Here is a 15,314-nt window from a genome sequence, read left to right on the forward strand (position 1 = left end):
TTTATTTTTTTATATATATTATAAAAAATATTATATCCAGAACCATCAATGGATATGCAATCACAGGATAATTATGGGAGAATATAAAGAGCGATATTAAAATGGCTGATAAAAATATGGTAACCGGTATTTTGTTATTTTTTTGATTTACCGCATCCGTCTGTTCTTCAAGCCTTCTTTTTAAAAGCGGAAGCACATCAAGGCCCTTTTCGATTGATATGACTGATTTTGAGATAAAATCCGAAAGCTCCTTTCTGTAAAGTTCGTTGAGCATGCCCTCATTATACAGTATTTCCTGCAGAACAAGCACAAATTTAAAGTTAGGGTCCAGGGTTTTACATATGCCCTCCAGAAGTGAGGACATCCTCATGTAAAGTACAAGCTCCCTTGGAAGATGAAATGGAAATTCAAAAATGACATTATTTGCAATTTCAAGAAGTTCTGATATATCCATCTCATTTACATTCCTTCCTGACAGATTTGCTATGGATAATTCTATTGCCTTCCTTATTATTCCCCGGTTTGCGGCAGGTGATAATGCGTTTAATTCTAAAAGCGAGTCTATTATAATATCAGGGTCCTTTGTTATAAGTCCATCGTATAGTTTAAGAAGGGAAAATCTTGTTTTATCATCAAGCTTTCCAACCATGCCAAAATCATACAGTATTATGCTGCCCTGTGATGTCACTGCAATATTTCCAGGGTGGGGGTCAGCATGAAATATATCATTTCTTAACAGCATTCTTATAAATGTGAGGTCAAGTTTATAGGCCAGTTTTTTTGTATCAACGCCTGCCTCTTTTAAGCCTTTGACATCTGTTATTTTAATTCCTGGCAAATATTCAAGGATTATAACCTCACGTGAAACAAAAAATATTTCCGGTATAATTATTCCATATTTTGAAATATTTGATTTTATCCTTCTCAGATTTTCGGCCTCTATAAAATAATTGGCCTCATCATATATTCTAACAGAAAAATCTGAAATAACACTGGATATGCTTATATAAAGGTAGTTATCAATAAATCTTTTGAATAGCCTGAGCAGCCTTTTAATGATTATTAAATCTCTTTGAAGTATGTATGTAATATTATAACGGTTAACCTTAACAACGGCATCACGGTTTTTATATCTGGCAATATACACCTGGCCCAATGATGCACCAGATATTGCATTTTCATTGAATTGCTCGAAATTCTCCTCGATCCTTCCAACATTTTTTTCAATAATTTTCCTTGCCAGAGTAAAGTCATCAGGTGGGACATTATCCTGAAGATCCTCAAAGGCCTTTAGATATTCCTTGGGAAGCAGATCCGGTCTTGCAGATAGAACCTGCCCAAGTTTTATAAATGTGGGGCCAAGCTCAATAAACACATTCACTGCCTTTCTTCCATTTTTTTCTATTAAATAATCATATTCCTCACTTTTTTTTGATTTTTTTCTATCCCTAAGAAACCGTCTAAATACAGGAAGCAGTTTAATCATATATTTTATTTCCAGTTTTCTTATATCCTTAATTTCATCCGGCAAATGTATCCCCCTAATATTATTTTTAATGCATTCATACAATTATATTAACATTGTATTAAATTATTTAATAAGGCATTAATATGCTATCTTAAATAATCAAAATATGCTTAAACTTTCCGTATTGCCATTTAACGATTTACTTTTATATAAAAAAAATCTTGCAAAAAGCATATATGAATGTAATAAATTACAAAATATGCGAAATATAGAGGTATCACCGTCAATAATTTCTTCCGATTTATCAGATCTAAGGAGTGAAATTAAAAAATGCGAGGATGCAGGTGCAGGTTCATTTCATCTTGATGTAATGGATGGAAATTTTGTGGATAATATAACAATGGGACCTGATCTTATCAGGGCAGTAAGGAAATCAACAAAGCTTAGACTTGATGCGCATTTAATGATAAACCGCCCAGATAAATATTACAGAGATTTTTTATCTGCCGGTGCGGATGTTCTTTTAATTCATTATGAATCTCCCGTGGATATAGGAGAACTTATAAATAAGTTTGAAAGGGATGGTATAAGGTACGGAATTGTAATAAACCCAGATACAGAGTTTAGAAAGGTTAAAAAATACCTTCCAGGATCTGAGATCTTATTAATAATGTCTGTTTATCCTGGCTTTTCGGGTCAAAAATTTATAAACAGTATAATTCCCAAAATAAAGGAGGCCTCTGATTATATTAAATCAGAACATTTAAAAACAAGAATAGAGGTGGATGGTGGAATTAATGATATAACCGGAAAACAGTGCGTTGAAAATGGTGCTGAGATCCTTGTATCAGCATCCTACATTTTTAACAATGATATATATAAGAGCATTCAAACATTAAAAAATTTATAGATTTAATATTATCCTTCCAGTTTCCCTGTTTGTAAAATCCTCCAGCGCCTTTTTAATGTTCCACAAACTGTATTCCATGTACACAGGAAGATAGAACCTGTTTAAACTCATTATTTTTAGTAATTCGTAAAGGTCCTGTCTTGTTCCACCTGTGGACCCAATAATCTGCTTTTCATTTGTATATATATCTGCTATATCGGCCTCAAAATTTCTTCCGGTTAAAACACCGTATGTAATTAATTTACCGCGCCTTTTTACATACTTCAATGACTCTGAAAGAAGGCCATTGCCAAGAGGGTTAATAACAGTATCTGCCTGAAAATCATCAGGTATTTTATTAAATACGGTTATGCCGAATTTGCCAAGCTCATTTTTTCTTGAATACACATACACATCAAGGCCCATTATCCTTGCAATCTGGACTGTAAAAATTCCTGTGTTTCCAGCACCATAAACCAGTATTTTGGAGCCCGGTGCAGGCCTGGCCATTTTAATTGCGCGGTATGCTGTTAATGCACCTATACCTATGCTAACAGCAGTGTTATCATCTATTACATCCGGAACCTTAAAAAGATTTTTTTCATCCACTGATATGTATTCGGAATATCCGCCATTGGTCACAACTCCCCATATTCCACCATTATAGCATAAATGTTCATTTCCAGAAATACACATTTCGCAGCTTCCGTCAAATATTCGATTATAAACTATTACACGGTCTCCTTTTTTAATATTTTTTCCATCCTCCATGGCAATTCCCATAATTTCTGAACCAGGTATATGAGGCATTGGTGACACACCATAAACAACCTTTCCGGCTATTAGGTTGTAATCAAGTGGATTAAGCCCTGCCTTTTTAACCATAACCTTTATTCCGCCGGATGGTTCATCCACATCCCTTATCTCTAGGTTTTCAGTGCCAAAATTATTAATTACTACAGCCTTCATGATATATAAATAATAAAAAACTAATAAATTTTGGTATGTGACATTAACATTGATTTAAATCTGGGCAATTTCTGTGGGTATAGGATTTATCATTGCATACAGAGCCGGACATGCCTTCCTTGATGCTATTAAAATATCCCTGATATCCTTATCTGATTCAACATCTATTTTTATAGATTTTATTATTGGGAAATTTGAATCCTCAACAACTGGACCTATGTCATAATATAAATGACCTGTGAAATTTAACTTATTTAGCCTGACACCCCTCTTTGCAGCCTGTATTGCCACGGTGGATGCAAAACATGACATAACACCCATCATTAAATAATTAAGCGGCGTTGCATGTGTGCCCTGACCGCCAAGAACGCCGGGTTCATCAGCACCCAGTATAAATTTTGCCTTTTCTGATGATAATTCTGCTGTAAACATCGGACTTCCTTCAAAATGGAATTCACCTTTTATATGTTTTTCCGACCCGAAATGACCACCATTTTCATGCACCTTTTTAGATGTTTGCTCAAGTTTCTCCATATCTATATTATTTATAATTTTCACCATTTTATATCAAAAATTAAATATCATGCCAAATTTAAATATTGTTAAATGGAAAATAATAAAATAACATAAAAATATATAAAATTTTAAATGATTAAATTATAATTTATTAATTTTTAATTTCCGGCCGCAGCCTTACCGTTCTTCTTTCTTATGTAATTAACACTCCTTATGCCCATTTCAGTGCCTATATAATAAAATATTAGCGTGATTATTATGAACACAAATGTATCGTATGGAAATGGTATGTAATTATGGCCTCCAAAGAAGCTGCTGCCTATGTACGATAATACAACTATAAGTATTAAATACACAGGAAGCCAGATACCGTACATTGCATATTTTGCATCCAGTTTATTGTAATGGTTGTATACAAGCACAAAAACAACGCCTGCAAAATCCAGCGGTACTATGATTTCAATGGCAGACCATCCAGACCAGTAAACAAGAAGATTTGAAACAACAAAAGCTATTGGAGCCAGGACGTTTGCAAATGGAAGCTTAAACGGCCTTTTTATATTTGGTTCCGTCTTTCTAAACACCATAAGGCTAATTGCCCCCGGGGCATAGGATAATAAAAATCCATCAACCATGATATTTATAATGGTTGCCAGTGACCTTCCCAGTGCAACCAGGACTATTGTTATTATGAGTACCATGATAATTGAGTAAATTGGTATTCCGCGTATGTTCATTTTACCAAGGAATCTGGGGAAATATTTATCCTCCCTTGAAAGTATTTCACCAACCCTTGCTGTACTCCCATAGTATATAACACCGTCCTTGAAGGTGGCTATTAATGCGGCTATTATGGCTATAACAACTATTGCAGGAAGGACGAGGGTCTGTGCTATGGTGGCATATGGTGCACTGTAATTTAATAATGAGGCCCAGTTACCGTTGGCTGTGCCGAATTTTGAGAAATTTATTGCACCGGCAAATGCCAGGGATTCGAGGGAGAATATCAGGCCTGAGGCAAGCAGTGCCACTATAATTGCGACAGGTATACTTTTGCCCGGATTTTTAACCTCTTCAGAATAATCAATTGGCTGCCTGAATCCACCATATCCAAAAACTGTTATTGTTATGGCTCCAAACAGACCGGTAAATCCATAAGGTGCAAATCCTCCAACGCTGGGTGAGACAAGATTTGAGGGCTTAAAATAAAATGATAGTGATATTATTATAATTGCTATTAATATTATGCTTATTATGGTGAGAACCAGATTTATCCCACCCATGTGCTTAATCCTTAACACATTAACAAGAAAAACAAGCACAAGTATTACCTCAGCCACAGCAATGCCGGCATACGATAAAACACCGTTTACATAAAGGGGCGGATAATAAAAGCTCAGATATTCAACGACAGCAAAAACAATTACGGGCCCGACAAAAAGGTATCCAACCATGGATGACCACCCATTAATTGCACCCACCAGGGGGCCGTTACTTTTTGATGGATAGTATGCAACACCACCGGCCTTTGGCCAGGTTGTGCCAAGTTCCGCAAAAACAAGACCTATTGGCAGTATCATTATCATTGCTATGGGCCATGCAAGAATGCCTACAGGGCCTGCATCGGCCAGTGTATACACGGGTGCATATGCCACAGCAGGACCTAGTATCCCACCAAGAGCAAGCATAACAACACTCCATAGTCCCAAATCTTTTCTATAGGAGTGTTTATTTTGATCCTCAACGGCTGTATCAACCATAATGATTTAAACATTGAGTTGTATTTATTCTTTATGATATGGAAATACATAACATTGACAATATATATAAGTGTTATTTTATATTTTTACAAAATTTATTTAATAATTTAAAATTTTGTCAATTTTATTTCTCAAATAATAATAAACAGGATTGAAAAAATAAAAAAAATTGCATTATTAATAAATAATTAGATAAAAATAAAATTAAAATTTTTCGGTCATATTTAATTTATTTTTCTGATTCTATTAATTTTTCAATTGATGCTATTTTGGATTTTATTGATATATCCTGCGGTGAAAGATTTAATGCTTCTTTCAGTATATCCAAGGATTTCTGGTAATTCCCCTGTTTTTCATAAATACCTGCCTCGTCAACAAAATATGCAGGGTTCCTTGATATTTTTATGCATTTATCCAGGTCTTTTAATGCATCATCATATTTATTTAGTTCAGTGAGAAGCTGGGACCTTTTATAAAGAAAAATTGGGTCTGAATCATTTAATGAAACCGCCTTATCATAATCCTGCAGTGCCAAATCTGTTTTACCAACTTTCCAGTACACATTTCCCCTATTATAATAATAATCAGGGACATCTGATTCTATTTTTATGGCCTCGTTAAATTCATTTATGGCCTCATCATATTTTCTCATATCATCATATATTGAACCAAGGGTATTATGATAATCTCCCCTATCGCTGCTTAATGATATTGCCTTTTGACAATCTTTTATTGCCTCATTGTACATTTTTAATGAATAATAGGCCAGTGCCCGGTTCAGATAAAAATCTGGGTCTGTTTTAATAATATTTATTGCCTTTGTAAATTCTTTTACAGCGTCTGCATACTGCATCACATTAAAGTATGAAATGCCACGTTCGTTATAATCATCAGCCTCATCATCCTTATTATAGATATAACCATCTGCCATGTGTATAATATTTAAACCATATATATTAAGATTAAGTTATTTAACTCAAAAAGGTTGGAGTCTTTTTCCTTAAGGGATAAGATGAAAGTATAAAGTTTATAGTAAAGCAAATTACTGTTATAATATTATAGGTGATTCCAGCAACTATTTATAAAAATGATATATTATAATAATAACCATGATGGCAAGAATTCAAGGTTGTATCCAGGAAGTTTAAGCATACCAATATTAATTGGTATAATAACTTCCAAAGGTGTTTGTTAACAATGTTAACAGAAACCATAACCTTATTTGTTTTAATACAAAAAAATTAATAATGGGCTAATATATAAACCATAAATTGATAAACGATAACAGCTATTATATTAAAAAATTCGACAGCCTAAAATCAGCAGTCAATAATGAATTGAACACCTATTTTGAGAAAAAGCTTAAAGAATGCTCTGATGATGAGATTAGCCAGGTAATCAATGTATTAAAGGATTTTACAATGAATGGTGGTAAGCGTGTAAGACCAATAATAATGATCCTTGGCTATAATATTTTTAGGGACATAGACGATAAGATAATCCGCGCATCCACATCTATTGAACTTGCACAGTCATATCTTTTAATACATGATGATATAATGGATGAAAGCGATATAAGGCGTGGTAAACCCAGTTTCCATAAACATTTTGAAAATAAAATTAAAAATAGGAAAATAGCAGAAAACATAGCAATAAGTGCTGGGGATTTAATAGATACATTCTCACATGAGGTTTTGTTAAAATCAGGATTTAATGAAAAAGATTTATTAAATGCTGATTATGAATTTTCAAAGGTGATAGAGGATACTGGCAAGGGCCAATTACTTGACCTGTTCTCAACAATCAATGAAACATACAGCGAGGAAAAACTTTTGAAACTTCATTATTTTAAAACAGCAAGATATACAATAGAGGGACCTATGGTGATGGGGTCTTTTCTGGCAGGAAACTATGATTATACTCAGAATATAAGGGAATTTGGAAAAAATGCGGGGATAGCATTCCAGCTCTATGATGATATACTCGGCATGTTCGGTGACGAGGCAAAGACTGGAAAATCAATAAAAAGCGATGTGAATGAGGGCAAAAAAACACTTTTGATTATTAAGGCGTATGAGAATTCCAATGATCTTCAGAGAAGTTTCATAGAGAAATGCATTAAATCGGGGAACGTCTCAGATGATGATTTTAACAAACTTAAGAAAATTATTATTGACACAGGTTCGTACGATTATTCCCTTAAAAAAATCGATGAATTTACAAAAATAGCAAAACAAAATCTTAAATCAATAAGGGGCAGTGAGGAGCCCCTTGAAATGCTGGAGTTCCTATCCAATTATATAATTCACAGAGAAAATTAATATTTTGGTTTATGAAGCATATACATTTCCTTTAATGTATTATCATCTATATGGGTGTAAATCTGTGTTGTTGCAATGCTTGAATGCCCAAGTATCTGCTGAATGAACCTTATATCTCCGCCGTTCCTCAGCACAGACGTTGCGAACGTATGCCGCAATACATGCGGTGTGACCTTTTTCTGTATTCCTGCTTTTTTGGCAAGATTTTTTACCAGCCTCTCTATGGAACTTGTATCAAATCTATTTTTTTTATTGGAAATAAAAAAATTATTTGATGCTGTTGTTATAGTTATTCTCCTCTTAAGATATGATAAAAGATCGTTTCTGCATTCATCCGGAATTATCACTATTCTATCCTTATCTCCCTTTCCTGAATGTACATATATTATATTCTCCTGAAGATCAACATCCTCCATTTCCAGTCTTGTTAATTCGCCAACCCTTAACCCGGTATATAAAAATAATGATATAATTGATCTGAGCCTGATATCATGAGCAGATTCAAGAAGCCTGCGCGCATCAGACTCATTAAGGTAAACAGGCATTTTCTGTGACCTTCTTGGTGGTACGAGATTAAATGGGGGTGACAATCTCTTGGATGAATAATATGCCTTTATAGCCTTTATTGATAGGTACTGTGATGCTTTTGAATAATTTTTAGTGAGGGCCAGATAGCTTTTATATTCCTCTATATCCTCAGCTGATACAGAATTAATATCCTTATTTATAAAACCAAGAAAATTATTGACCAGTGATGCATATTCCTTAACTGTATATGGGCTGCGCCTTTCTGATAATAAAAATTTCTGGAATTTTTGTATTTCATCGTCAATTTTCATAACTGTAAGGTAAATCAATTTAATTATATATAATATTTTTTTAAAAATTAAATGAATTACTGTATCTTTATGGCTAAATTTATATTCAAATTAAATATGTCAATATTATGATATTTAATAAAATACGATCAATGCATTTTCCCAATGATGTTTTTATTGGCCATAATGCAATAGTTAATATAAACGATGTTGTTAAAAAAAATTTGAGGTCCGGAGAAGCATTAATAATTACCGGAAATAAAACATATGAACTGGCAGGAAAATATATAGAAAAATTGCTGGATGATATACAATATAATGTCCTGATTGTTGATGGGGCATCCATTGATACCTTAAATTTCATTAAAAATGAAATTAAAAATTCAAAAATAGGTGTTGTTATTGGCGTTGGTGGTGGTTCCAAAATCGATCTTGCCAAAAAAACCGCGGCAGATATTGGTGTTCCTTTTATAAGCGTACCAACCGCCCCAAGCCATGATGGCATTGCATCACCAAGGGCATCAATATCAGATGGAAAATCTGTACTTTCAGTGGAGGCAGTTATGCCATCTGCAATAGTTGCGGATACATCAATAATGTTAAAGGCACCGTACAGATTTGCTGCAGCCGGTGCAGCAGATGTTATAGCAAACATTACTGCTGTTGAGGATTGGCGTCTTGCATACAGATTAAAGGGGGAGGAGTTTAGCAGCACTGCTGCAATCATATCAGAGTATACATCCAAGGAGCTAATGGAGAACGCAAATATGATACAGCCGGGAATGGAGGAAAGCATATGGCTCATAACAAAGGAAATACTTGCCTCAGGAACAGCTATGGCCATAGCGGGCACTTCCAGACCAGCAAGTGGGAGCGAACACTTATTTGCCCATGCACTGGAGGTTCTTGGCAGGGGCACCTCAATGCATGGAGAGCAGGTGGCAATGGGGTCTCTGGTAAGCATGTACCTTCAGGGAGGGGACTGGATTAAACTGAAGGAAACATATAAAAAGATAGGTGTGCAAACAAAAGCATCAGAATATGGAATTTCTGATGATATTGCAATAAAGGCCCTTTCAATTGCCCATAGATTGAGGCCTGAAAGGTACACAATTCTTGGAGAAACAGATCTTAGCACGAGGGTGGCCGAAAAGGCACTTAAAATTACAGGAATTATATAATGTAATGATAACTTTAATAAGGTATTTATTTTTACAGTATGTGATTATATGGGTAAAATTACATTAATTGGTGTTGATTTAGCGAGAAAGGGTGATGTTTTTACTTTTGTTGGCCCTCTTACTGGAAAATGCGATGAATGCAGGATAAGAAATGTATGTTTTAACCTGGAAGAGGGTAAAAGATATAAAATCGTCAATGTAAAGGAGCAGATAAATCCATGCTTTATTTTTAATAAAAATAAAGTTTCCACGGTGGAGGTTGAGGAGATGCCAAATACATTTAATGTACAGTACAGCCGCCACCTTATTGATGGAATTTCACTGGAGCTAAAATCCATGAAATGTGATTATATAACATGCCCTTTCATAGAAAAATGCAATCTGATTAATTATAAGGGCAGCAAAAAAATTGTTGTCAAAAAGGTTTTGGGCAAGATTAAATGCCCAAAGGGATATGATATGAGGGAAGTGGAATATTAAATGCTTAAAATTGGGTTGATTGGAAAGCCTAACGCTGGAAAATCCACACTTTTTTCTGCAATAACGCTATCTGACGTTGATATAGCAAATTATCCATTTACCACAATCAAACCAAATGTTGGTATATCATATATTACCGATGAATGCCCAGAAAGGTATATCGGTGCAAAATGCAATCCACGCGAAGGCAAATGTATTAATGGCATAAGATACATTCCCGTGGAAATCATTGATGTCCCCGGACTTATAGAGGGTGCCAGTGAGGGCAAGGGTATGGGCAATGAATTTCTGGATAATATACGTGATGCAGATATAATAATAAATCTTTATGATGTAAATGGCGATGAGGATTCAGGTGACTACAAAATAAACATTAATATGGTAAGGAACGAAATAATGCTATGGCTAAAGGAGAGAATATATAGAGACTGGCAAAAATTTGCCAGAAAGGAGGATGCTGATACCTCAGAAAGATTAATTGAGAAGATTTTAAAAAAGGTGGCCTCATTTGGGATTAAGGAGAAGGATCTATTTTACATTATGTCCAATGACTCATTTCCAGAAAGGTTAATAGACTGGAAACCGGTGGATGTAGAGAGATTCTGCAATGATATTCTAACATATGTAAAGCCCATCTTTAATATTGGAAATAAGATAGACCTTCTGGATTCAGACTCAATTGAAAAAATAAAAAAGGACTTAAATAACAATTTTTTAATATCCGCAGAATACGAATTTATTCTCGCCAAGGCGTTCAAAAATGGTTATATAAATAATAATTCAATAGATTTTAACTATACAAATAAATCTGGCGAGGAACAAAAAAATGCCCTTGAAAAAATAAGAATGTTTTATAAAAATAATGGCATTCGAACATTTACTGATATTATAACAGATATTATAAAAGGCTTGGGTTATATAGTTGTATATCCGGTTGCAGATGAAAATAAGTGGACTGATAAAAATGGTAACATACTTCCGGATGCCTACATAGTTAAGGATGGTACAACTGCACTTGACCTCGCCTTTCTGGTGCATACAGATATTGGAAAGAACTTTATAAGGGCCATAAACGGAAAAACCAAGAGAGTAATAGGAAAAGATTATAAATTATTAAATAATGATGTGGTCAGAATTGTTTCCAATTTAAGGTGATATAATGCCCAATGGTATGAATGCAGGCAGAAAATTAAAAAAAGTTAGAAAACATTACGCATGGTCAGATCGTGATTATAAAAGAAGAATGCTTAATCTTAGAGAGAAGAGTGATCCTCTTGAGGGGTCACCACAGGCAAAGGGTATAGTCATAGAAAAGGTTGGTATTGAGGCAAAACAGCCAAACTCAGGCATCAGGAAGTGTGTCAAGATACAGCTTATAAAAAATGGAAGGCAGTTATCAGCCTTTGCCCCTGGCGATGGTGCAATAAACTATATAGATGAGCATGATGAGGTTGTTGTCGAGGGTATTGGAGGTAGAATGGGCAGGAGTAAGGGAGATATTCCTGGTGTTAGATATAAGGTAATAAAGGTTAATGGAATATCACTGCTTGAGCTTGTTCGTGGAAGGAAGGAGAAAACAGTAAGGTGATTTCATGGATCAGCTTTTAATGAATAAATATGATGTAAGTGGGATACAGATTCACGATCAGGGTCTTGCAAATTATATAAATTTAACATCTTACATTAATCTGCATACCGGAGGAAGGTTTTCAAACTATCTTTCGGGTAAGAAGAACATGAACACCATCGAGAGGCTTTTAAATAAGCTTATGAGAACAGAAAAATGGACAGGAAAAAAATATTCTGCATATAAAGTTTTAAGTGAGGCTTTCGACATAATAAATAAAAAAACAAAACAAAATCCTGTGCAGGTACTTGTTACAGCCATAGAAAACAGCGCTCCAAGAGAGGAGGTAACCAGGTTAAAATATGGTGGTATTGCAGTCCCGAAATCAGTAGATGTATCACCCTCCAGAAGGCTTGATGAGGCATTAAGAAATATATGCATAGGTGCAACTAAAGCCTCATTTAAACATAAAATACACATAGAGGAATGCCTTGCAAACGAAATTATACTTGCATCAAGAAACGATGGAAACTCATATGCAATATCCAAAAAGGAAGAAATAGAAAGAGTTGCAGCTTCTGCCAGATAAGTATTTTTTTATTTTTAAAATTTATAAATAAAGTATATTTATTCGGTTTTTAGTGTGTATTGATTCTATAATTTTATAAAATGTTTATACATGCAGTTTTACCTAATAATAAACCCTCAGTGCAACCATAAGAAGCACTATAATAACCATCAGAATCATTGTTATAAATGAGAAAACGTGTGTTTTTTTCCTTATCTTTTTTATCTCATCAAATTTGTTCTGTTCGTTTAATTTAACTATTAACCTACCATGATAAATATTATTTCCATACATTATGACAATCATTATTATAATAAGAACCTCAGCAATAAAAAGGATATGCCCCTCTGTGCTGGTAAAATAAAGTGAGAAATTTTCCAGATACTTATATGTCATCGTTAGCCCTGTTGCTATAAGGAGTATTAAGCTAATATTAGTATATAATGCAAACTTTTTTCCAACAAACCCCAGCAATCTGGTTCTTATTTTCTCATCATTAAGTTTATATGACTCCGGCCACAGTATAAGCCAGATAAAAATTGAGCCCCCGACAAATATTATGGCGGATAAAACGTGTATAAATAATATAATTGTTAGGCCGATTTTCTCCACCGGCGGTAAATTAAGGTAAAACATTCTGGCATTATTCTAATAAATTATATTAAATTAATCACATTTGTAAATATCTTTTTAAAAAGTAATTTAAGGTATAAAAACATATATATTTATGAATTATTTAATAGTAACAAACAGCTGTCCGTTTTCACATGATAAACAGGGCAATAAAATTGTTACAACCAGTAATGTTGGGGGTGTTGCAACGGCCCTAAAGTCCATGCTCGAAAAATTTGGTGGCACATGGATTTGCTGGGGAAGGGGGTCCGCAGATGAGAATTTCTGTGAGGAAAAGTATAACAATTATACGTTAAAAAGAATTATGTTAACAAGGCGAGAGAGGCAGGGGTTTTATGAAGAGTATTCAAATGGTGTTTTATGGCCACTTTTTCACTATTTCCGGGATAAAATAAAATTTATGCCTGTTTCATATAAAATATATAATGAGGTTAACAAAAAATTTGCAAAGGAAATATCTCAGAATATTGAAAATAATTCAGTAATATGGATAAACGATTACCAGCTTACAATGGTTCCATTTCATCTCAGGCAGATGGGTATAAAAAATAAAATAATATTTACATGGCATATACCATGGGTATCTAAGGAATTTTATTCTATACTTCCAGAGGGGAGGGATATTATTCAAAGTCTTTCTATGAGCGATGTTTTAACATTTCATACAAAATTATATACCAATAATTTTACTGAAACATACAGATTCCTTTTCAATGAAAAACCGCATAGCAAAGTTTATTCAATACCACTTGGGATAGATACGTCATTTTTCTCATATGAAAGGGCAAGGAAAATAAAATATGATGGCATCGCAAACAAAAAGATCATATTTTCCATTGACCGGCTCGATTACACCAAAGGATTGATAAATCGTGTGCTGGCCATAGAAAGAATGCTCAAAAAATTCCCTGAACTTGCAGGTAAGTTTGTTTATGTAATGAATGTTACACCAAGCAGAACCAATGTTCCAGAGTATATAAAAATGAAAAAGGAAATAGAAATGACGGTTGGCAGGGTCAATGGTGAATTCAGCACCATGTCATGGACACCAATAATATACATGTATAGAAAAATAAAGGATAGCACGTTACTATCGTATTACAAAATAGCTGATGTGGCATTAATTACCCCATTAATTGATGGTCTTAACCTTGTAAGCAAGGAATTTATATCAGTTACAAGAAAGGGTGTTTTAATAATATCCAAATTTGCTGGTTCAGCATGTTATTTAAATGATGCACTGCATGTTAATCCATATAACCTTGATGAGATTGCAGATGCAATAGTAACAGCAATAAATATGGACGAGGGTGAGAAATATGACAGACTCCAGAAGCTAAAAATGGAGGTGCAAAAAAAGGATAGCACATGGTGGTATAAAAAAATAATAAGCAAGGTTGCATAATCCCAACATGAATGAAATTAACAAAATTTTGGGGGACGTTAAAAGCATAATAGATCTGGAACCACAAATATTTCTGGATTATGACGGCACGCTTGTTCCCATAAGAAATGATCCCTCAAACTGCTATGCAGACAGCGAGCTGGATTTTATTTTAAAATATTTGGATAAATATTATGAACTTTTTATTGTGACCGGAAGGTCACTTGATGACCTTATAAAATTTATAGGCAATTATAACATTGTTGCACTCCATGGTGATATATATTATATTAATGGTGAGGTTATTGAAACATGTGAGTTCCAGAGATATGTAAGAATATGCAATAAATTATATGAAAACAGACATTTTTTCACAAAAAAGTATAAAAATTTAAAAATTTTTAATAAAACAGGTGGCCTGTTATTTCATATGGGTGATGTGCATGATGGCAATGAAATTAATGAGATAATAGGTGAGGTTAAAAAAATCAGCAGGGAGGTCAGCATGGATGTATACAGGGGTAAGAATATCGTTGAGCTAAGAATGCCGGGCATAAATAAGGGAACTGCAATAAAAAAGATAAGGAATAAGAATAGGCCGGCCATAATAATCGGGGATGATATTACAGACGAGGAGGCTTTTGAAAATAATAAAGATGCAATAACAATAAAGGTTGGTTCTGGAAAAACATCAGCAAGGTATAATGTGGAGTATAAAGATGTGAGGGAAATTTTAATAGATATTATAAATTTAAGATAA

The 15,314-nt window shown here is 34.0% G+C and carries 16 protein-coding genes; 9 read left to right on the top strand and 7 right to left on the bottom strand.

Features of this window, described 5'->3' with window-relative positions; genetic code table 11:
- Position 1: 1 nt before the first annotated feature.
- Positions 2-1,531, bottom strand: coding sequence for an AarF/ABC1/UbiB kinase family protein (locus QXW15_RS00105; RefSeq protein WP_342789658.1), 1,530 nt, complete (start codon positions 1,529-1,531; stop codon positions 2-4).
- 196 nt (positions 1,532-1,727) lie between these two features.
- Between QXW15_RS00105 and rpe the strand changes: the two genes are divergently transcribed.
- Positions 1,728-2,378, top strand: a complete 651-nt coding sequence (rpe, locus tag QXW15_RS00110; RefSeq protein WP_342789660.1) for a ribulose-phosphate 3-epimerase — start codon at positions 1,728-1,730, stop codon at positions 2,376-2,378.
- Here rpe and QXW15_RS00115 read toward each other — a convergent pair.
- The 4 genes from QXW15_RS00115 to QXW15_RS00130 all read right to left on the bottom strand — a co-directional run bounded on the left by QXW15_RS00115 (position 2,373) and on the right by QXW15_RS00130 (position 6,533).
- Positions 2,373-3,326, bottom strand: a complete 954-nt coding sequence (locus QXW15_RS00115; protein ID WP_342789662.1) for an alcohol dehydrogenase catalytic domain-containing protein — start codon at positions 3,324-3,326, stop codon at positions 2,373-2,375. The genes rpe and QXW15_RS00115 overlap by 6 nt on opposite strands.
- 54 nt (positions 3,327-3,380) lie before the next feature.
- On the bottom strand, positions 3,381-3,887 hold the full coding sequence (locus tag QXW15_RS00120) for an OsmC family protein (RefSeq protein ID WP_048101674.1): 507 nt from the start codon (positions 3,885-3,887) through the stop codon (positions 3,381-3,383).
- Between the two features lie 113 nt (positions 3,888-4,000).
- Positions 4,001-5,602, bottom strand: a complete 1,602-nt coding sequence (locus QXW15_RS00125) for an APC family permease (protein WP_048101675.1) — start codon at positions 5,600-5,602, stop codon at positions 4,001-4,003.
- Between the two features lie 229 nt (positions 5,603-5,831).
- Positions 5,832-6,533 carry a tetratricopeptide repeat protein gene (locus QXW15_RS00130; protein WP_048101676.1) on the bottom strand — a complete coding sequence of 234 codons (702 nt, stop codon included), beginning with the start codon at positions 6,531-6,533 and terminating at the stop codon, positions 5,832-5,834.
- Between the two features lie 340 nt (positions 6,534-6,873).
- Between QXW15_RS00130 and QXW15_RS00135 the strand changes: the two genes are divergently transcribed.
- A complete protein-coding gene (locus QXW15_RS00135) occupies positions 6,874-7,923 on the top strand; it encodes a polyprenyl synthetase family protein (RefSeq protein ID WP_048101677.1) in 1,050 nt (349 codons plus the stop codon).
- Here QXW15_RS00135 and xerA read toward each other — a convergent pair.
- Positions 7,920-8,762, bottom strand: a complete 843-nt coding sequence (gene xerA, locus QXW15_RS00140; protein WP_048101678.1) for a site-specific tyrosine recombinase/integron integrase — start codon at positions 8,760-8,762, stop codon at positions 7,920-7,922. The genes QXW15_RS00135 and xerA overlap by 4 nt on opposite strands.
- 107 nt (positions 8,763-8,869) lie before the next feature.
- Between xerA and QXW15_RS00145 the strand changes: the two genes are divergently transcribed.
- From QXW15_RS00145 to QXW15_RS00165, 5 genes are read left to right on the top strand one after another with little or no spacing between them, the layout of a single operon-like run.
- A complete protein-coding gene (locus QXW15_RS00145; protein WP_048101679.1) occupies positions 8,870-9,922 on the top strand; it encodes an NAD(P)-dependent glycerol-1-phosphate dehydrogenase in 1,053 nt (350 codons plus the stop codon).
- 48 nt (positions 9,923-9,970) lie between these two features.
- Positions 9,971-10,402 carry a UPF0179 family protein gene (locus QXW15_RS00150; protein ID WP_055032504.1) on the top strand — a complete coding sequence of 144 codons (432 nt, stop codon included), beginning with the start codon at positions 9,971-9,973 and terminating at the stop codon, positions 10,400-10,402.
- Positions 10,403-11,557 (top strand): YchF-related putative GTPase, encoded by a 1,155-nt coding sequence (gene ychF / locus QXW15_RS00155; RefSeq protein ID WP_055041010.1) that lies wholly within the window; start codon positions 10,403-10,405, stop codon positions 11,555-11,557.
- 4 nt (positions 11,558-11,561) lie between these two features.
- Positions 11,562-11,990, top strand: coding sequence for a 30S ribosomal protein S12 (locus QXW15_RS00160; RefSeq protein ID WP_048101682.1), 429 nt, complete (start codon positions 11,562-11,564; stop codon positions 11,988-11,990).
- Between the two features lie 4 nt (positions 11,991-11,994).
- On the top strand, positions 11,995-12,558 hold the full coding sequence (locus QXW15_RS00165; RefSeq protein WP_048101683.1) for a 30S ribosomal protein S7: 564 nt from the start codon (positions 11,995-11,997) through the stop codon (positions 12,556-12,558).
- Between the two features lie 102 nt (positions 12,559-12,660).
- Here the strand turns inward: QXW15_RS00165 and QXW15_RS00170 are convergent, their stop codons facing one another.
- On the bottom strand, positions 12,661-13,173 hold the full coding sequence (locus QXW15_RS00170) for a DUF2269 family protein (protein WP_048101684.1): 513 nt from the start codon (positions 13,171-13,173) through the stop codon (positions 12,661-12,663).
- 91 nt (positions 13,174-13,264) lie between these two features.
- On the opposite strand from QXW15_RS00170, the gene QXW15_RS00175 reads away from it, so the two are divergent.
- Both QXW15_RS00175 and otsB read left to right on the top strand, forming a co-directional pair.
- Positions 13,265-14,575 carry a trehalose-6-phosphate synthase gene (locus QXW15_RS00175; RefSeq protein WP_055041011.1) on the top strand — a complete coding sequence of 437 codons (1,311 nt, stop codon included), beginning with the start codon at positions 13,265-13,267 and terminating at the stop codon, positions 14,573-14,575.
- Positions 14,576-14,582: 7 nt separating this feature from the next.
- Positions 14,583-15,314: a trehalose-phosphatase gene (gene otsB, locus QXW15_RS00180; protein ID WP_055041012.1), complete on the top strand. Its 732-nt coding sequence runs from the start codon at positions 14,583-14,585 to the stop codon at positions 15,312-15,314.

Source organism: Acidiplasma sp. (assembly GCF_038728925.1).
GTDB lineage: Archaea > Thermoplasmatota > Thermoplasmata > Thermoplasmatales > Thermoplasmataceae > Acidiplasma > Acidiplasma aeolicum.